Here is a 20,506-nt window from a genome sequence, read left to right on the forward strand (position 1 = left end):
TGGCTCAATAGCTACAAACCAATAAAACACACGTTCGATTTTCCGCTGGAAAATCTTATATTAGCAAGAAATAATCGTTCCACGAAGCCGCTACTGCGCCAAGCCGCGGAACGTTGGCGGTCATTGTAAAAAAACTCACAGAATGAAATTTAGACTATTATTTTTAATATTACTTGTTTCCAAAATTGGGTACTCCCAAGATGGAAAACTTGAAGACTACAAAGTAGCCAATATCAACAATGTTATATCTTTATTCAAACAGAAAAATATTGACAAAATTTCAAGTATAATTGATTTCCCATTAAGAAGAGAATATCCAATACCAAGCATTAAAAACTCGAAAGAATTTAGACAAAGGTTTAATGAAATCTTTGACAAAGTTCTTATTGATAAAATTACCAATTCAAAAGTCAAACAGTGGTCAGAAGTCGGTTGGAGAGGAATTATGTTAGATAATGGCATTTTATGGATTGACAGTACTGAAGGAAAAATAACTGCAGTAACCTATCAAAGCAACTTTGAAAAAAAACTAAAAAAAGATTTGATTGATAAGGAGAAGGGGAATTTGCATATATCATTAAAAATATTTGAAAGCCCTACTTACAAGATAAAGACAAAAAACTATCTCATTAGAGTTGACAAATTATCTGATTACAAATACAGATATGCCTCTTGGAAAATAGGCGAAAAGGAATCTTCAAAACCCGACTTAACTTTAAAAGACGGAAAATGGGAATTTGAAGGAAGTGGAGGAAATCACGTAATCACATTCAAAAATGCAAATTATATATATAGAGTTTACAGAAATATTATTGGAGAAGACAACGCACCAGATATAACAATTGAAATTGAAAAAAATGGAAAAATAATACTAACAGCAAACGGAACATTAATAGTTGATTAATTAACAACGAACCGCCAACACTTGCTACAAGAGATTTGGGCAATTGGCTTAATTTAAAAATGGTTTTGTGTTTGGGATGATTTGGCAAATCCGAATAATGGGTTTAATTTATTCCCAAACCCGCTGTAGTACCGGAACACGTTACAGGATACCTTTGAGCTACACGAAACGCAAATAAACAGCATAAAAGAGAAATAAACGAACAAAAAAACATACAATATGATGTCAAAAATATGTTTAGTAACCTTTTTCTTAATTGCCTTTTTACCAAACAACTTACTTTCACAAACAAGTATTAAAGGTACAATAGTAGACGCCAACAACATTCCAATAGAGTCCGCCGAGGTTATATTGTTATCAAAAGAAAGCAAAATCGCAAAAGGAGATTTATCAGATATTAAAGGTTTTTTTGACATAACTATTAAAAATGGAAATTACACACTACAAATCAATCACAATGGAGTTTTTTTGTTTTCAAAAGAGATTGTTATTAATAAAAATATGGATTTAGGCATCATTAAATTAGAAACAACTCAATTACTAAAAGAGGTAATAGTCCAAGCAAAAAAACAATTATTCAAAAGAGAATTTGACAAAATAATATTTATTGTAGAAAATAGCCCTTTAAAAGAGGGTTATAATGGATTAGAAGTTCTTCAACGATCACCTAAAATAAAAGTAAATTCGGAAGGAGGTATTTCACTTAAAAATGGTAATCCATCAGTGAATATAAATGGTCGAAAATTAAATTTATCAAGCGACGAATTATCAAATTACCTAAGCAGTTTAAACTCAGAAACGATTAAACAAATTGAAATTCAAGAAGTTGGTTCTCCTGAGGCTGATGCAAGTAATATTGGCGGAATAATTAACATTGTAACCAAAAAAAATCCAAAAGGATTCTCCTCTTTGAGTAAAGGGTATATTGGTCACAAGGAAAAGAACTTTCAGAAATATCAACTTGGAAACACAATAATTTATGGTTCAGACAAATGGAATCTATATTCAAGAGTAAATTATACGGATAATGATGATAGAGGAAAAGTCAAGTCAACAGCTACTATTTTTAATACAAACATTAAGCAAAAGAATGAAGGTTTTTTTATCGAAAGTGATAAAACAATAACATTAACAAATGGAGTTGTTTCTTATCCAAATAAAAAAAATGAATTTGGAGTAGAATTCTTTTTTAATAAGCAAAAAAAAGGAATTGATTCAAACAAAGATTTAAATATATATAACAGTAACATACTTGAGACATCCAGTAAAAATTTATCAATCTCAAGCGTAAAGCAAAATACATGGTATACTACTTTTAATTATACTCTTAAAAAAGATACGCTTGGAAGTACCATTAAATTTATTGGTGACATTGGTCAAAATAATATCGACAACACAAATAATATAGTTATCAATTATTTTTTAGGTAATTTAAGTAATTCAAATTCACGCTTTACTGCAGACGGTATCGCAAATTATAATACATTTCAATTAGATTGGAAACAGAATACATCAAAAAAAATCAACTTTTCGACAGGAATTAAAAACAATTATATTAATAGAAAAAATACATTAATAGAAGAATCCCTTATTGGAAATAATTGGCAATTAAATCCAAATGGATTTCAAAACTTTACAAATAGAGAAAATATATTTGCCAGTTATTTTACATTTAATACAAAGTGGAAAGAAAATAATACAGTAAAATTTGGTTTAAGGATTGAAAACACTTATATCAATGGGTTTAATAGGATTAATAGCGAATCTGTAACGCAAAATTACACAGATTTTTTCCCGAGCTTCTATTATGGGTATGATTTTGGCAATGATAAATATATATCCTTAAGCTATTCAAAGAGCATCCAAAGGCCCTCTTTTAGGGATTTGAATCCATTTGTACTCAAACTAGATGATTTCTACTATCAAAAAGGCAATCCCAATTTAAAGCCTCAATACTCAAATAAAATAGATGTTTCGTATCAATTAAAAAATCATGATTTTTCATTTTATATGAACTTTGTAAATGACCTTATTGCTCCAGCCTATACATTAACAGATGAGAATGTTAGGATTTATCAATCTCAGAATTTTGGAAATGAAAAGAATTACGGTATCAGCTATGATTACTCTGGAGATTTAACAAAATGGCTATTTCTGAATTTTACTTTTAGTACCAAATATTACGAATTCAATTCGAAAAACGATTTTTTAAAAACTAATAAAACATCTTTTGTTAATAATATTTTCGCCAATATAAAACTTACAAAAACACTCTCAATTGATGTTTTTAGCGTTTACTTTAGTAAATTCCAATATCATGTCATGGACGATTTTGGGGCTTATAATCTTGATATTTCGATTCAAAAGAAAATATGGAATGACAAAGGTTTAATCAAGTTATCTTTTTTTGACATTTTTGATACAATGAGAGCCAAAAATGCTTCAACCTATGGGAATTTTGAATTTGAATTCTTTCAAAAAAGATTGACACAATCTATAGCTTTATACTTTCAATACAAAATAGTAAATAGTAAAAAAGTAAATGACAAATCTGTTCGTTCCGAAAACCAAACTAGACAAAGACTATAAACAATATTAAAATGGCGGAAATCGAAAAGCCAGCTATGAGTAGACCTAACCAAAAAAACAGTCAAAATGAAAGATAAAAAATCATTTAAAGACCTTGTAAAGCAAATGGAATTTTTACAAGAAAACCAACAAGGTAAACTTAAAGGAGGCTTTCCTTCTTATAGTTCAACTAATTCAGCATCTATTTTTAGTATTCGTCAGATAAATATCTCGTTTTCGGGTAGTCTTAAAAACAGTTGAATTTTGATTAAAAAAGAACCGTTTTTTAATCAGTTTCAATTTGCATTACCCCAAACGAAATAAAAACACAAACAACTGTTTATTAAATACTTAAAATAAAATAATATCAAAAAAAAGTGATTTTTTTGTACCAATAAAATAATTATTTGTTTAAATTTACAGTATTGGTTTAAACAGGCAGGAACACCTACTACCTCTTCTTTTAAACTTGATATGTAAATTTCAAACCTACTTCTGAATTACAAAATTTACTATCCTATTAACTAAAAAATCTGCCCCAGTAATTTTCTATTGTTTCTTATCCAGCATACCAATAATGGTCTGTTTCTATTACAAAAACATACGAAATGGGGAAGTACAAATACATTTTGCTTTTTGACCAAATTGGTATTGATGCCATTGGTAAAGTTGGTGGCAAAAACGCCTCTTTGGGTGAAATGTACAATCAGCTTAATCCAATAGGGATCAGTATTCCTAATGGGTTTGCAGTTACTGCTGAAGGATATCGTCTTTTCAGGAAAATGAATAATCTGGAGAAACCTTTGAAGGATTTATTATTTTCATTGGATACAGAACACTATTCCAATCTTTCCTCTATTGGAGAAAAAGCCAGAAACCTTATTTTATCTGCTGCCATTCCGGACGAAATTCGGGATGAAATTTACGCTGCCTACCAATCACTTAGTGAACAATGCAACAGCAATAATCTTGATGTGGCGGTGCGAAGCAGTGCTACCTCTGAGGATTTACCAACAGCGAGTTTTGCAGGACAAATGCAATCCTTCTTGAATATCAACGGTGCCGTGCAATTACTGGATGCCGTTCATCGCTGTTTTGTATCCTTGTTTACAGATCGTGCCATCAAATACCGCCATGACATGGATTTTGCTGCACTAGACATTGCCATTTCCGTTGGCGTTCAGCAAATGGTACGAAGCGATAAAGCTTCCTCCGGCGTGGCATTTACCATTGACCCTGACAGCGGTTTCGAAAACACCATCATCATCAATGGATGTTGGGGTTTAGGAGAAAATATTGTTCAGGGAACGGTGACTCCTGATGAATGGATGGTTTTTAAACCAACTTTAGAAAATCCTGATTTCAATCCCATTCTAAAAAGACAGTGCGGAAGAAAAGAATTCACGATGATTTATGCTGAAAAATCAGAAAGTTCATCCGCTGAAAACACAATTATCAACACCAATACTTCTTTAGAAAAACAAAACCAGTTTTCGTTAACCAATAAAGAAGTCATCCAACTGTCCCAATGGTGTTCCAAAATTGAGAAACATTATAAAAAACCAATGGATATCGAATGGGCAAAAGACGGTTTGAATAACCAACTCTACATTGTTCAGGCTCGTCCGGAAACCGTTCATGGAAAAGCAAACAAGCAAGTTCGGGAAATCTACAAACTCAAAGAAAAAAGCGCTCTTTTGACTCAAGGAATTGCGCTTGGCGATAAAATTGCTTCCGGAAAAGCGCGTATTCTAAACAGTCCGGAAGAAGGCGATTTATTGCAAAAGGGAGAAATCATAGTAACTGATTTGACTAATCCGGATTGGGACCCTATCATGAAAAGAGCGTCGGCAATTATTACCAACAAAGGCGGACGCACCAGCCATGCAGCGATTGTTGCCCGAGAACTCGGAACCGTTGCCGTAGTGGGTTGCGGAAACGCCACTTCCGCGATAAAAAATGGTCAGGAAATCACTGTTTCCTGTGCCGAAGGTACAACAGGAAATATTTACGATGGGAAATTGAAATGGGAAGTATCAGAACAAGATTTCAGCAAACTTGAAATGCCAAAAACAGCTCCCATGCTTATTCTTGCGGATCCGGAAAGGGCTTTTGAATTAAGCCATTATCCCAATCAGGGCGTGGGTTTGATGCGAATGGAGTTTGCCATTTCGAATACCATCAAAATTCATCCACTGGCATTGTGCGAACCTGAAAAAATAACCGATGAGAAGATTGTAGCCGAAATAGCCACATTAACGAAAGGCTATGAAGATCCTAAAAATTATTTCATTGACAAACTGGCCGAAGCTGTAGCAATTGTTGCCGCCGCTTTTTATCCCAAAGATGTTATTGCTCGAATGAGTGATTTTAAAAGTAACGAATATGCCAACCTCATCGGAGGAAAATATTACGAGCCCGATGAAGAAAACCCGATGATTGGTTTCCGTGGTGCTTCGCGTTATTACAGTGATTTTTATCGAAAAGGTTTCGCTTTAGAATGCGAAGCCATGAAAAAAGTACGAAACGAAATGGGACTGCAGAATGTAAAACTGATGATTCCTTTTTGCAGAACAATCGATGAAGGTGAAAATGTGCTAACCGAAATGTCTAAAAATGGATTAGTGCAAGGCATCAACGGATTACAAGTATATGTCATGATTGAGATTCCAAGTAATGTATTAATGGCCGATGAATTTGCAAAACTCTTTGACGGATTTTCTATTGGTTCCAATGATTTAACGCAACTCACATTAGGTTTGGATCGCGATTCCGCACTGGTAAGTTATTTGTTTAGCGAAGAAAATCCTGCCGTCAAATCTTTAATTAAAGAAACGATTCGGGTTGCCAAACGTTTTGAAATAAAAGTGGGATTGTGCGGACAAGCTCCTAGCGATCTCCCGCAATTTGCACAATTTTTAGTGAATGAAGGCATTGACAGCATCTCGTTTAATCCAGATGCTTTGATAAAAGGAATTGAAAATATTTTGGAAGCGGAAAAGAAAACAAAAAGAAAAATTCTAATGTAAATCGATTTAATTATGGAAGCACCATTCAAAAATAAAGTAGCCATCGTGACGAGTGGTTCATCTGGAATTGGTAAATCAACCGCCTTGGCTTTCGCCAAAAAAGGAGCTATTGTAAACTGTGCTTCTGTAGCCGGACATGCAATGACAGTTGATGGGGGATTTGCCGCACAATATTTTTTGAGTTTAAATATCACTTAAAAACGTATATGATGTATACTTACGAAGTAAATCTAAAATGGTCAGACAAAAGGAAAGGGATGTTAAGTTCCCCCGCTCTGCCTCAAAATATTGAAGTAGCGACACCTCCTGAGTTCCCGAAAGGAATGGAGAAAATTTGGTCGCCTGAACATCTATTTGTTGCAGCGATAAACAGTTGTCTGCTAACTACTTTTCTATCGATTGCCGAAAATTCAAGACTACAGTTTATAAGCTTTGAGAGTAAATCGACCTGTAATGTTGATAAAATCAATGGGAAACATACCATAACCGAAATCATTCTTCAACCAAAACTCGTCATTCATTATTCCCAAAAACCGGAGCGGGCTAAACATATTTTGGAGATGAGTGAAAAAGCCTGTTTGATTTCAAATGCCATAAAAATAACCATTCGTTTAGAGCCGGAAATAATTATTGAATATAATCTTGTTCCGCTTGGAAATTCCTTCTAGAATAATATTCGAAATGTATTCCCAAAAAACATAAAGCTATAATTACCAGCACAATATATTTCAATATTACAACAAACTAAAAATAACGAGTCAAAAATTGATTCAAAAAAGATAATTATGGATGCGAAAAAAGGACTTTTGCTTTTGTATCAAATGCTACTCATTCGACGATTTGAAGAGAAAGCTGCCGAGCAATACACTAAAGCCAAAATCAGGGGATTCCATCATTTATATATTGGTGAAGAAGCAGTAGCCGCAGGTGTAATGCAGGCTTTAACGGATGATGATACTGTGTTAAGTACCTATCGGGAACATGGTCATGCTTTGGCACGCGGTATTGATGCTGATTTAATCATGGCAGAAATGTATGGTAAACTGGAAGGCTGCAGCCGAGGCCGAGGTGGCTCAATGCACCTTTTTGATGCCTCAAAAAAATTTTACGGAGGCAATGCTGTAGTGAGTGGCAATCTTCCAATAGCCGTTGGAATGGCATTGGCATCCAAAAAACAAAAGAAAAACAATATTACCTGTTGTTTCTTTGGTGAAGATGCCGCTGCCAAATGTGAATTTTACGAGGCAATGAATCTGGCAGCACTTTGGAAAGTTCCTGTTTTGTTTGTTTGTGAAAACAATCTGTATGCGATAGGCAATGCAGTCCGGTATTCGGATACTGCAACAGAGCTGGAAAAAAAAGGGCTTGCTTATGGAATTGAATCTTCTACCGTAGATGGAATGAATTTGATAAAAGTAATGCATGCTACCAATACGGCTGTCGAAAAAATGAGAAGCGGTGGAAAACCCTATTTATTGATTTGCAACACGTATCGTTTTAGGGCTTACTCCATGTTTGATGCCGAATTATACCGTGCTAAAAAGGAAGTGGAAGAATGGAAAAGACGAGATCCTATTCCGCAATTCGAACAGTTTCTTTTGCAACAGCAATGGATTACAAAGGATGAAATTACTGATTTTGAAAGCAAAATAAACACAAAAATCCAGAAAGCATTAGATTTTGCGGAAGAAGGCGCTCGGGAACCATTAGAGCAATTGACAAAATTTGTTTACACCGAAATTTAAATTATAAACATTAAAATCAAAAACACCATGAAAAACTTTACACTAAACTCTTTAAAAGAAAACAGTATGGAAGACATACTATTTTGTCAAAGTTGCGGTATGCCACTAAATGCGGAAAAACTAAAAGGAACAGAAAATAACGGTATTAAAAGCAATGACTATTGTAAGTATTGTTATGTGAACAGTGATTTTAAAAATCCGGAAATGAATCTGGATGACATGAAAAATGTTGTAAAAATGTATATGGAAAAAAGAAAACTTCCCAGTTATATGATTCAAAAAGCCGTAAATATTTTGCCTGCATTAAAACGTTGGAAAAGCAAACAACAATAATTGATTCAACCCATGAAAAACAGCATGGCTACACTATCCATCACCTATCGAGAGGCTTTAAATCAAAGTCTTCGCGAAGCATTGCAAAATGACGAACGCGTTTTTTTGATGGGCGAAGATGTGGGTCGCTATGGTGGCGCTTTTGCGGTAAGCAAAGGATTATTACAGGAATTTGGAAAAGACCGCATTATGGATGTACCCCTATTCGAAGCGGGCTTTGTGGGAGCCGGAATTGGAGCGGCAATGGCTGGTATGAAACCTATTATTGAAATAATGACAGTTAATTTCAGTTTATTGGCTATGGACCAAATCGTGAACAATGCGGCTACCTTACAGCACATGTCGGGCGGACAATTGAATGTTCCTATCATTATACGAATGGGAAGCGGTATTGGACGCCAGTTGGGAGCACAACATTCGCATAGTTGGGAACCCTTTTATGCACACATTCCAGGATTAATTGTTTTGTCCGTGGGAACGCATGAGGATGCGAGAAGTATGCTACATGCCGCCTTGCTAAGTCCTGATCCTGTGCTACTGTTTGAATATACGATGCTGCTTAATCTAGAAAAAGAGATAGCGACTGATTTGCCAATTGCCTCTCTCTCTAAAGCCAAAGTGTTACGAGAAGGAAAAGACATTTCGATTATCACCTACGGAACAGGAGTGTATAAAAGTTTAGAGGCTGCTGCCGAATTAGCTACCGTTGGAATTGATGCTGAAGTCATTGATTTACGGGTTTTACGGCCATTGGATGAGTTCACTTTCTTGGCTTCAATAGCCAAAACGCATCGGGTATTAATAGTCGAAGATGCTTGGCGTTCCGTGAGTATTTCTTCGGAAGTGAGCGCTCGGATTATGGAAAACGGATTTTATGATTTGGATGCTCCCGTACAACGATTGTGCGGCATTGAAGTCCCTATTCCCTACCCTGCCCATTTGGAAGAAGCAGCTATTCCTCAAAAAAGTGATATTATAAATGCAGTAAAAAAAATGATCTATCGGAATTGATTTTTTAAGAAGAATTACTGATTCGGGAAGAAACTAAAGCATCCATTTAATCCTTAATCACACTGATTAAAAAGAGTTTAGTTCCATTAAATTAAAAATAAGAATTGAAATTCCAGAAACAGGTTTACGAAAAAATCACTATCTTAACATGTATTTTTTTTAGAAATGAAAAACAACAAAAAATGAAAGTATTAGTCTATAGTATATTTGGTTTTGATAAAGCTTTTCTGGAAAAAGCAGCACATGGTAATCACGAATTAGTTTTTACGGAGCAGCCCTTGAATGAAAGTACCGTACACCTTGCTAAAGGATTTGATGCGGTTTCACTTTTTACTTCTGATGATGCTTCGGAAGCAGTATTGCAAAAACTATATACTTGTGGCATCAAATATATTGCCCTGCGCTCCGTAGGTTACGATCATGTTGATTTGGCCAGAGCAAAATCATTAGCGATAAAAGTGGCAAATGTTCCTGCTTATTCGCCTTATGCCATTGCTGAACTAGCCGTAGCCTTGTTATTGGCCCTAAACCGAAAACTGGTTTTAGGTCAGACGCTAATGCAAATTGGCGATTATCGTTTGGATCATTTAGTGGGTTTTGATTTACATGGAAAGACAATAGGCATCGTAGGAACTGGAAAAATAGGCGCTGCTTTTGCAAGAATTATGCATGGTTTTGGCTGTGAAATTTTAGCCTTTGATATTGAGGAGAATAAGGAACTTATGGATGAAATTCCTATTACTTATGTTTCACTCGAAGATTTATGCGCCACTGCTGATGTGATATCTGTTCATTATCTGCTCAATGGAGCAACAAACCATCTGTTCAACAAAAGTACTTTTGCACTAATGAAAAAAGGGGTGATTTTTATTAATACTGCTCGTGGAGGAATCGTAAACACCAAAGATTTATTAGAAGCTATCGAAAATAAAACCATTGGAGCTGCCGGCTTAGATGTTTACGAAAAAGAGAAACCTATTTTTTTTCAAGATCATACTGATTCTCCAATACATGATAACTTGTTTTTAAAACTTCGCTCCCATCCTAATGTAATGATTACCGGACATCAAGGTTTTTTGACAAATGAAGCATTAGAAGGAATTGCACACACTACGATTGCTAATTTGAATGCTTGGACCTACAATGGTATTTCCGGAAATGAAATAAACAATTTCTAAATTGTTTATGGTTAATTTATTCTAACCATGCTATCGTCAATGGCGTTAAAATTAAAAAATGAAAGAATCATTTAAAATAGGGAATATAGCAGGGATTGGTATATTTACAGATTAGACTTTTCCATACTTATTTCCTTTATCGTTTTCTTTACCAATCCGTTATGGGTAAACTTATTCTTCATATTATCGATTATTTTTTTATTGTATTTCATACCGTTCTTATCTTGTTCAACGTGCTTGGCTGGATTGTTCCGCGATGGAGATCTGCAAATTTAATTACATTATCACTTACAGTATTTTCGTGGTTTATAATGGGGATTTGGTACGGTTTGGGCTATTGCCCGTTTACAGATTGGCATTGGAAAGTGCGTGAACTTTTAGGCTACCATGATGAAAGCAATTCTTATATCCATTTTCTTATTCTAAAAATAACCGGAATTAGGCTGTCGGAAAGTTTGGTTGACGTTGCAACAGTAATTATTTTTTTTACTGCGTATTTTATCAGTATTTATTTTGCAGTAAAGAAAAGAATGTTGAAGCGAAAGTTAAAAAAATGATATTCCTCCTATTGTAGTTTTCTTATGCTCTGCATTTGAAAAAATAATTTTCATTTTCAAACTCCAATTTCTCTAATTCTTCAAAAAAAATGTTGTAATTTAGTACAAGTTGTGCCTGCCCCCTTTCTTCTTGCATAGACTACAATTTATTGATTTTTAATTATTTGCATATTTTTTTTCTAATCCTACTATAATAAATAGTATTAAAAATTCAAAAAAATGAAAGGATCATTAAAACTCGGAAAAATAGCAGGTATCGCAATATTTATACACTGGACATTCACATTACTTATTCTGTTTATCATTTTCGTTAACTACAAATCAGGTCAAAATGCCACACAAATAATATGGTCTGTCGTATTTATTTTAACTATTTTTATTACTATTTTATTACACGAACTGGGGCATGCTTTAGCCGCAAAAAATTATAACATAAAAACCAAAGATATCACCCTTTTACCCATTGGCGGATTGGCCAGACTAGAGCGGATACCTGAAAAACCTTTGGAAGAATTAATAGTCGCTTTTGCCGGACCTTTGGTAAATATCATATTGGCCTTTATTACGGGAATTTTCATTACCATTCCTGACACTTCGGAGCAATTAATGGCGGAGTTATCTAATGGCGTAAACGCGAATAATTTCTTTCTCAATTTTTTTTTAGTCAATTTCTGGTTGGCAATTTTCAATTTAATCCCAGCTTTTCCTATGGATGGCGGCAGAATATTACGCGCTTTATTATCGTTTAAATTACAAAGACATGTTGCGACAAGAATTTCGGCACGAATAGGACAACTATTGGCAATGGGATTTATCATTTTTGGATTTTTCACTTCCCCTTTTTTAATTTTTATAGGTATTTTTGTCATTATCGGAGCTCAAGTTGAAGCTGATTATACCGAGTCTAAGTTCTTCTTGAAAGGCTTCAAAGTCCATGATGTTATAATGAAACAGTATCCAACGATGGATGCAAATGATACCGTAAAAACAGCGGTTGAATTGGTATTGGACAGTCAAAACAAGAATTTTTTGATCACTGAAAATGGTATTCCGGTTGGAACGTTGAATCGAGACCAAATTATTATGGCACTTTCTAAAAAAGGAGACGATGAATTTGTTTACAATGTTATGGATCGAAATTTGGTTTACCTCGACAGTGATTCCCTTTTGGAAAACGTTTTTGAACTGATACAACTCAATAAATCAAGATTAATGCTTGTTATGGAGAACAATGAACTCGCTGGTACTTTGGATGTTGAAAACCTTATGGAATTCCTTTTAATTAAAGAAGTAAAAATAAATAAAGCCCATGATGAAAAGTAAAAATAGCCTTATTGTTCCAAAAAATCTGGAGCTTGTCTACAGCGGCGAAGATTATTTTTCTCGATTAGAAGCTATTATTCGTAATTCACAGTTTGAAATTCACATGCAAATGTATCTTTTTGAAAATGATACAACCGGAAATAGAATTATCACAGCATTAAAAGAAGCCGCTTCCCGTAACGTTCAAATTTATGTCCTTTTGGATGGCTTGGGATCTTTATCATTTCCTTCCGAGACAATAAAAGAAATGAGGCAAAGTGGCATAAACATTCGTTTTTTTGCCCCTTTATTTTCAACCTATACCTTTTATATTGGCAGAAGATTGCATCGAAAAGTTATTGTTACTGATGCAAAAACGGTCCTAATTGGTGGCATAAATATAGCCGATAAGTACTGTGGTTCGGCTACCGAAGCTCCTTGGTTGGACTATGCCGTTCAATTAAACGGAGAAATTGCCCAACCGCTTCAAAAATTGTGTGCCGATATTTATTTTAAAAAAAGACGCCTGCAAAACAAAAAAATAAAATCTTCCTTTCCTGTTCAGGAAGATGCCATGGTTCGCATCCTTCAGAATGACTGGTTAAAGGGAAAAAACGAAATTTGTGATGCCTACATAAAATCCATTCGAAATGCGAAAAAAGAAATAATTATTGTGGGAAGTTATTTTCTGCCTGGGATTCGAATCATTCGAGCCTTGAAAAAAGCATCCAAAAACAAGGTGAAAATTAAATTAATTCTTTCCGGAAAATCAGATTTACCGCTGACAAGGCGCGCCACTTGCTTTCTCTATGGCAAACTCCTTAACTATAATATTGAATTATACGAATGGAACCAATCTATCTTACATGGAAAAGTGGCGGTAATAGACGGCAATTGGACTACAATAGGTTCTTTTAATCTGAATAATTTAAGTTCGTACGGAAGCCTTGAAATGAATGTTGAAATAAATTCTGCTTTACTTTCTAAAATGTTTCAAAAACAACTCATCGAAATTATTGCTCAATGCCAAAACATAACGCTTAACTCGCTAAAAACAAAGAACAATCTGTTTACGAAAACCATCAACTTTCTTTCGTATTGCATAACCAGAATAATAGAAATAATTGTCACGTACACTCCCTACAAGCGATTCAATAATTGATTTTTAGAAAATAATAATTACCGTTTTTATTCCAAAACAGAAAAAGCGTATTCTGTTTCCAAAAGTAAATTATTATTGAAAAAATTATCACTATTAGTACTGTTAATAAAATATTTTTAATTAACTTTATATGTGCTTTTAAACTATTTAAAACACTAACATATAGCACTTTATAAACTAACAAACAATGGAACCACACCGAATAAAAACTAAAAAAAAAGAGGATTGGATTCAAAAAGATTTGGAGAGTAAAATTCCCAAATTAAGCAGTAAAACATTGTTTATTCCCAGTCAGGATGAATTATTTTTCTAGTTCATTCCTCAAAGAAATTTGTTAGCCTAGGTTAACATCGGAGCCGTGAGTCACTGCTCTGTAATTGAATGTTCTTTCAAGCACCAGGTTTAAAAGATTCTCCGCAGAGCTTCGAACTTTTAAACCGGTATTCTTAATCGGGGTTAGGGACAAAATAGTCCCTACTCCATTAACGATTTAAACGCTATGGATTTTGCACAGTACAAAGATACCTTTACAGATAAATCCCATAAAATAGGATATTCCCTGCCTAACATTCAACGTTGTCTGGATTATGCCGAAGTTTTATTTTCACATGAAGTACCTATTATTTATAATCCAACCCATTTATCGCTTTTGGTGGGATACAAAAAAGAATACTTAAAAAAAGCGGCTGTTTATCCCCGCTATTTTTATCGTGATTTTGAGATTGCAAAAAAAAATGGCACAAAGAGACTTATTTCAGAGCCACTTCCCAGTTTGAAAGAAATCCAGATCTGGATTCTGAAAAATATCCTCAATAAAGTTCCCATCAGCCCTTTTGCGAAAGCATACAAAACCAATGTAAGCCTTATTGAAAACCTGAAATTCCATAAAAATCAACCTAAAGTATTTACATTGGACTTAGAAAATTTTTTCCAATCTATTACTATTAAATTAGTTGAAAAAGAATTTCATCAATTGGGCTATTCAAAAATGGTATCGAGACTGCTTTCAAAATTGTGTACCCGAGACAAAACTTTGCCTCAAGGCGCACCTACGAGTCCGTATCTTTCAAATTTGATTTTTAAAGATGCCGATGCCCAGATTGCCACTTACTGCAAACTGCATAAAATAAGATACACCCGTTATGCTGACGACATGAGCTTTTCCGGTGATTTTGACGAGAATAAGTTACTCCATAAAATAATTGAAATTGTTGAAAAACTAAACCTTCGCATCAATAAAAACAAGACTAAACTCATGACGTCCAATACCCGTCAAACCGTCACAGGTATTGTGGTCAATGAAAAACCACAAGTTGTATTTCACAAACGCAATGATTTGAGACAAGCCATGTATTATATCAAGAAATTTGGTTTCGAGGAACACCGCGAATACAAAGAAATCAACCAAAAAAATTATCTCGAACATTTGTTAGGGAAAATCAATTTTGTATTGCAAATAAATCCAAAAGACATCGAGTTTTTAGAATACAAATCTATACTGAAAGACCTAAAAAAGAAACAGGATTTAAAAGCTATGGAGGACGAATTATTACCAATATAGGAATTGAAAAATATTCTTGTACAGCACTTTTCTATAAAAACTCATTTTAGAGTTTTTTTTTATTTATAACTATCTGAAATAAAGCTATTTATTATTATTTAATCCTGGAAATTAATTAAATTTGATAGGTTAAAATGTCTAAAAACCACAATCATTTGTGCTATCTCTTTTATACATATTGATAAAAGTGAGATTACAACCTGAGAACGTCTTTATAACCTATCAAATAATTAAAAAAAGTAATACCCCATGAAAAAAATAACAACCATTATCGCAACACTATTTTTCTCTACTTTTCTACTGGCACAAACAACATGGAAAGCAGATCCGATGCACTCAAAACTTAGTTTTAGCACTGTGCATCATGGTATTTCAGATATAGCAGGATTATTCAAAAAATTTGAGATAACTGCAACAACTAATAAAACGGATTTCAGTGATGCTGTATTTGAACTTTCGACTGATGTAGCATCTATTGACACTGAAGTGGAAATGCGGGATAACCATTTACGAAGTGCCGATTTCTTTGACGTAGAAAAATATCCAAAAATGACTTTTAAAAGCATCGCTATAAAAAAAATTGGAAAAGACAAATACAAACTTATAGGTACGCTCACATTACACGGAATAACAAAGCCGACAACAATTACTATGTGGTATAGAGGAACTATAGTGAATGAACAATCAAAAGCAATTACTGCCGGGTTTCAATTTAGCGGAATTTTAAAGCGTTCTGATTTTAATGTAGGTACAAAATTCCCTTCGGCAATGATTAGTGATGAAGTAAAAATTAAAGCAGATTGCGAGTTTATAAAGCAATAAAATCTACTGTTAGATCATAAAGGTCTTGTCATAATACAGTTCCAAATAATTATATAAAAAACATTTTTTCACCTTGAATAGCCCTAAAAGAAGTACCTTTTTTTCAGGGCTATTCCTTTATAAGGAACTGAAATAAAACACTTTATTACCATTTTAACATTCAAAAATTGATTAAATTTGATAGTAGAAATATTCCATTAGTCAATCGTTGTTTTTTTTGTACTTGTGGATATTAAAAGCAATCATAGTAACAGCAATTATAAAAACAATCCAGATGGCATTTATAGACTATTACAAGATTCTTGAAGTGGATAAAAAGGCAACTGAAACCGAGATTAAAAAGGCGTATCGTAAACTGGCCAGAAAATACCATCCTGACTTAAACCCCAACGATAAGGAAGCCGAAAGAAAATTCAAGGAAATCAATGAGGCCAATGAAGTATTGAGCCATGCCGAGAATCGTAAAAAATATGATGACTACGGTGAAAACTGGCAACATGCGGAGGAATTTGAGAAATCAAAACAACAACAGCAGTACCATAGAGGTGGTCAACAGGATGGTTTTGGTGGATTCAGTGGCGGCGGAGATTTTTCAGATTTTTTTGAATCTATGTTTGGTGGTCGCTCATCAGGAGGTGGAGGTCGTCGTAGTGCACAGTTTAAAGGGCAGGATTTTAATGCAGAACTGCATCTTGACCTAAAAGACGTGTACACCACCCACAAACGTGCCTTGACAATTAACGGCAAAAACATTCGGATTACCATTCCAGCCGGAGTAGAGAATGGTCAGCAAATAAAAATCAGCGGACTTGGTGGTGAAGGCGGTGGCGGTGGACCAAAAGGAGATTTGTACATCACTTTCACTATTGAAAACCATACCAACTTCAAATTAGACAAACATAACCTCTATTCCACCGTTACCTTAGATTTATATACTGCCATATTGGGTGGAGACATTACCGCAGATACTTTTGACGGAAAAGTAAAATTAACCGTAAAGCCCGGAACCCAAAATGGAACAAAAGTAAAACTGAAAGGGAAAGGATTTCCAGTGTATAAAAAGGAAGGGGAATTTGGTGATTTATACATTACCTATCACATCCAAATACCCATAAATCTTTCCGAAAAAGAAACAGCATTATTTACGGAACTCGCTAAGTTAAGAACGTCATGAACATAGAAAACCTCATCGCTATACCTGCATTATGTACCCATTACAAAGTGGAATTATCTTTTTTTAACAACCTCAGTGAAATGGGTTTGCTCGAAATAAAAACAATCGAAGAAACGCAATATATCCATCCGGATGCTATCTATGAAATAGAGAAAATGATACGCATGCATCAGGAATTAGAGGTTAATACCGCAGGAATCGATGTGGTGTTTAATTTGCTGCAAAAAATAGAAGATTTGCAAAATGAGTTAATTTCTACTAAGAACAGATTGCGTTTATACGAAAATTGAGATTTGGCAATCGAATATTCTTTTTACTGAATTATAAAAAGTAAAAAATATGAACTGGCATTTAATCCCTCTTTCGGAAATAACACAGTTGCTAAATACAACTCCATCCGGTATTGATGATATAACGGCATCAGAACGCTTGAGCGAACACGGAAAAAATCAAATTGAAGATAAAAAAAAGAAGACAATATTCCAGATGCTTCTATGTCAGCTATCTGATTTCATGATTCTCATCCTTATTGCAGCGGCAATTATTTCAGGCATAATAGGCGATGTCACGGATACGGTTATTATTCTTGCTATCATTATTATTAATGCCGTTGTTGGGTTTATCCAAGAGTATCGGGCTGAAAAAGCGATGGAAGCATTAAAGAATATGGCGGCAAACTATGCGCGTATTTTACGTGAAGGAAAAACAATGGATATTCCTGCTTCCAATCTCGTGCCGGGCGATGTAGTGGTACTCGAAGCAGGGAATGTTATTCCTGCCGATATTCGTTTTTTTGAAACCCATCAAATAAAAGTAGATGAATCAGCTCTTACGGGTGAATCAAATAATGTTGAGAAAAATCCTGAGGAACTTCCCGAAGGAAATTATGCGCTTGGCGACCAAACCAATATGGGATATAAAGGAACTTATGTTACCAATGGAAGGGCGCTGGCTTATGTTGTGGCAACGGGAATGCATACTGAACTTGGACACATCGCTAAAATGATCCAAACCGATGAAACCACAACGCCTTTACAAAAAAGATTAGCCGCTTTTGGCAAACGATTATCGGTAGTTATACTTATTATCTGTTCTATCATTTTTTTTATTGGATGGTTGCGCGGAGAATCTGTTCTAACGATGTTGATTACGTCAATTTCACTCGCTGTTGCCGCCATTCCTGAAGCTTTACCGGCATTAGTTACCATTGCACTTGCTTTTGGCGCCAAGAAATTGGCAAAAAACAATGCGCTTATTCGGAAATTACCCGCTGTAGAAACGCTAGGTTCCGTGACTTACATCTGTTCGGATAAAACAGGAACCCTTACGCTGAATAAAATGACTGTACAGGAAATTTTTGAAACTTCTGATACAAAATATGAGGCTTTTTTTGCAGAAAAAAATGCACTGCTACACACAATAGCTTTAAACAATGATGTTACAAAAGAGGAAAACGGAAAATGGCTGGGAGATTCAACCGAAGTCGCATTGGTACAATATGCATTCGATAAAAATTTAAACCGCGCTGATTTAGAAGCAACATTTCCCCGAATTGCAGAATTGCCTTTCGATTCTAAAAGAAAATGCATGACTACAATTCACCAAACCCAAAATTCTAATGGTGAAATTATGGTAATTACAAAAGGGGCTGTTGATGTATTGTTTCACAAACTGAATGATAATCAAAAATCGCTTATTCCTGAATTTGAAAGTAAAGTCAACGAAATGGCTGAAAAAGGATATCGGGTTTTAGGTTACGCCATGAAAACGCTTCCTTCCTTACCCGAAAATCTGGACACTGATGAAATAGAAACCGAATTAACCCTTATTGGGTTTGTAGGTATGATTGACCCGCCGCGTGAGGAAGCAAAGCAAGCCGTATCTGAGTGCAAAGAAGCAGGTATCATACCAGTGATGATTACAGGTGACCATAAACTCACTGCCAAAGCTATTGCCGAAAAATTAGGAATCATATCTTCTGATGAAGATCTTGTTTTAACGGGTTCCGAATTATCAGCATTAACCCAAACTGAATTTATTAAAATTGTAGAAAAAGTACGCGTTTATGCCCGTGTGAATCCAGAACAAAAATTAAGAATCATTAATGCCTTACAATCAAAGGATCATTTTGTAGCGATGACTGGCGATGGTGTAAATGACGCTCCGGCACTTAAAAATGCCGACATCGGTATTGCGATGGGAATCAACGGAACGGAAGTTTCTAAAGAAGCTTCGCACATGATTTTGCTGGATGATAATTTTGCCAGTATTGTTGTTGCTGTCAAACACGGTCGGAAAATATTTGATAACATCCTGAAATTCATCAAATACATTATGACGGGAAATTCAGGCGAAATATGGGCTATTTTTTTAGCGCCGTTCTTTGGTTTACCTATTCCGTTATTAGCCATACACATTCTCTGGATTAATCTGGTAACGGATGGTTTACCGGGGTTAGCATTGGCCTCAGAACCATCTGAAGCTAACATTATGAAACGACCGCCCAGAAATCCTAAGGAAAATATTTTTTCAAACGGAATGGCAATACATATTTTATGGGTAGGATTTTTAATGGGTATCGTTACCATTGGGATGCAGGCCTATGCAATACATAATGCCAATACACATTGGCAAACGATGGCTTTTACGGTGCTTTGTTTTAGTCAGTTGGGACATGTAATGGTCATTCGGTCCGGGCGGGAATCCATTTTTAAAATTGGATTTTTTTCTAACAAACCTATGCTTGGTGCGCTATTAATAACGATTACCCTTCAATTCATGATTATTTATATGCCTTTCTTTAACGAGATTTTTAAAACACAACCCTTATCTTTTTATGAATTGGGACTAACCTTAGCGGTATCAAGTATTGTATTTTGGTCTGGTGAAGCCGAAAAATGGATTAAAAACAGACGCTATACTACCATTTAGTCTTTGAAATTACTGTATTGTTTTTTTATCAATTGCCGCTGGTTTTAACCAGCTGATTGGAATGAGTAAGCTGATTGGCTTTAGCCAAAATACAATGCTCATTTTGGCTAAAGCCAATGCTAGCCTGAAATTTCAAATTCCGTTGGTTAAAACCAACGGCAATTAATCTGAGTTGTTTGATTATAATTTTTAGCCTTAAACAGGTTACAGTAATTTCTAACCAAAAATG

General features: G+C 34.7%; 18 protein-coding genes. All 18 read left to right on the plus strand.

The features are described 5' to 3' along the window. Positions 1-142: 142 nt before the first annotated feature. A complete protein-coding gene (locus E0I26_RS12490; RefSeq protein WP_131916802.1) occupies positions 143-904 on the plus strand; it encodes a hypothetical protein in 762 nt (253 codons plus the stop codon). A 219-nt stretch (positions 905-1,123) separates the two neighbouring features. After that, on the plus strand, positions 1,124-3,493 hold the full coding sequence (locus tag E0I26_RS12495; RefSeq protein ID WP_131916803.1) for an outer membrane beta-barrel family protein: 2,370 nt from the start codon (positions 1,124-1,126) through the stop codon (positions 3,491-3,493). A gap of 66 nt (positions 3,494-3,559) precedes the next feature. Beyond that, complete coding sequence (locus tag E0I26_RS16525; RefSeq protein ID WP_165929450.1) at positions 3,560-3,733, plus strand: hypothetical protein; 174 nt, start codon at positions 3,560-3,562, stop codon at positions 3,731-3,733. A 347-nt stretch (positions 3,734-4,080) separates the two neighbouring features. Beyond that, positions 4,081-6,501 (plus strand): phosphoenolpyruvate synthase, encoded by a 2,421-nt coding sequence (ppsA, locus tag E0I26_RS12500; RefSeq protein ID WP_131916804.1) that lies wholly within the window; start codon positions 4,081-4,083, stop codon positions 6,499-6,501. A gap of 12 nt (positions 6,502-6,513) precedes the next feature. Next, the gene (locus E0I26_RS16675; protein ID WP_205728801.1) at positions 6,514-6,699 is read left to right on the plus strand and encodes a hypothetical protein; all 186 of its coding nucleotides are present in this window, start codon (positions 6,514-6,516) and stop codon (positions 6,697-6,699) included. An 8-nt stretch (positions 6,700-6,707) separates the two neighbouring features. Next, a complete protein-coding gene (locus E0I26_RS12510; RefSeq protein ID WP_131916805.1) occupies positions 6,708-7,169 on the plus strand; it encodes an OsmC family protein in 462 nt (153 codons plus the stop codon). 117 nt (positions 7,170-7,286) lie between these two features. After that, positions 7,287-8,246, plus strand: coding sequence for a pyruvate dehydrogenase (acetyl-transferring) E1 component subunit alpha (pdhA, locus tag E0I26_RS12515; protein WP_131916806.1), 960 nt, complete (start codon positions 7,287-7,289; stop codon positions 8,244-8,246). Between the two features lie 27 nt (positions 8,247-8,273). Continuing rightward, positions 8,274-8,579, plus strand: a complete 306-nt coding sequence (locus tag E0I26_RS12520; protein WP_205728802.1) for a zinc ribbon domain-containing protein — start codon at positions 8,274-8,276, stop codon at positions 8,577-8,579. A gap of 24 nt (positions 8,580-8,603) precedes the next feature. Further along, on the plus strand, positions 8,604-9,590 hold the full coding sequence (locus tag E0I26_RS12525) for an alpha-ketoacid dehydrogenase subunit beta (protein WP_131916807.1): 987 nt from the start codon (positions 8,604-8,606) through the stop codon (positions 9,588-9,590). Between the two features lie 182 nt (positions 9,591-9,772). Then, positions 9,773-10,768 (plus strand): 2-hydroxyacid dehydrogenase, encoded by a 996-nt coding sequence (locus E0I26_RS12530; RefSeq protein ID WP_131916808.1) that lies wholly within the window; start codon positions 9,773-9,775, stop codon positions 10,766-10,768. Between the two features lie 161 nt (positions 10,769-10,929). Further along, a complete protein-coding gene (locus tag E0I26_RS12535; protein WP_131916809.1) occupies positions 10,930-11,325 on the plus strand; it encodes a DUF2784 family protein in 396 nt (131 codons plus the stop codon). Positions 11,326-11,544: 219 nt separating this feature from the next. Continuing rightward, positions 11,545-12,648 carry a site-2 protease family protein gene (locus E0I26_RS12540; RefSeq protein ID WP_131916810.1) on the plus strand — a complete coding sequence of 368 codons (1,104 nt, stop codon included), beginning with the start codon at positions 11,545-11,547 and terminating at the stop codon, positions 12,646-12,648. Beyond that, complete coding sequence (locus E0I26_RS12545; protein ID WP_131916811.1) at positions 12,635-13,789, plus strand: phospholipase D-like domain-containing protein; 1,155 nt, start codon at positions 12,635-12,637, stop codon at positions 13,787-13,789. Before E0I26_RS12540 ends, E0I26_RS12545 begins: the two co-directional genes overlap by 14 nt. Before the next feature lie 499 nt (positions 13,790-14,288). After that, positions 14,289-15,350 carry a reverse transcriptase domain-containing protein gene (locus E0I26_RS12550; protein ID WP_131916812.1) on the plus strand — a complete coding sequence of 354 codons (1,062 nt, stop codon included), beginning with the start codon at positions 14,289-14,291 and terminating at the stop codon, positions 15,348-15,350. A gap of 249 nt (positions 15,351-15,599) precedes the next feature. Then, positions 15,600-16,172: a YceI family protein gene (locus tag E0I26_RS12555; protein ID WP_131916813.1), complete on the plus strand. Its 573-nt coding sequence runs from the start codon at positions 15,600-15,602 to the stop codon at positions 16,170-16,172. Between the two features lie 274 nt (positions 16,173-16,446). Further along, on the plus strand, positions 16,447-17,346 hold the full coding sequence (locus E0I26_RS12560) for a J domain-containing protein (RefSeq protein WP_131916814.1): 900 nt from the start codon (positions 16,447-16,449) through the stop codon (positions 17,344-17,346). Further along, positions 17,343-17,636, plus strand: coding sequence for a chaperone modulator CbpM (locus E0I26_RS12565; RefSeq protein WP_131916815.1), 294 nt, complete (start codon positions 17,343-17,345; stop codon positions 17,634-17,636). Before E0I26_RS12560 ends, E0I26_RS12565 begins: the two co-directional genes overlap by 4 nt. Positions 17,637-17,685: 49 nt before the next feature. Continuing rightward, positions 17,686-20,277, plus strand: a complete 2,592-nt coding sequence (locus tag E0I26_RS12570; RefSeq protein ID WP_131916816.1) for a cation-translocating P-type ATPase — start codon at positions 17,686-17,688, stop codon at positions 20,275-20,277. The last annotated feature ends 229 nt before the right edge of the window (positions 20,278-20,506 follow it).

The organism is Flavobacterium rhamnosiphilum, from assembly GCF_004349195.1.
GTDB lineage: Bacteria > Bacteroidota > Bacteroidia > Flavobacteriales > Flavobacteriaceae > Flavobacterium > Flavobacterium rhamnosiphilum.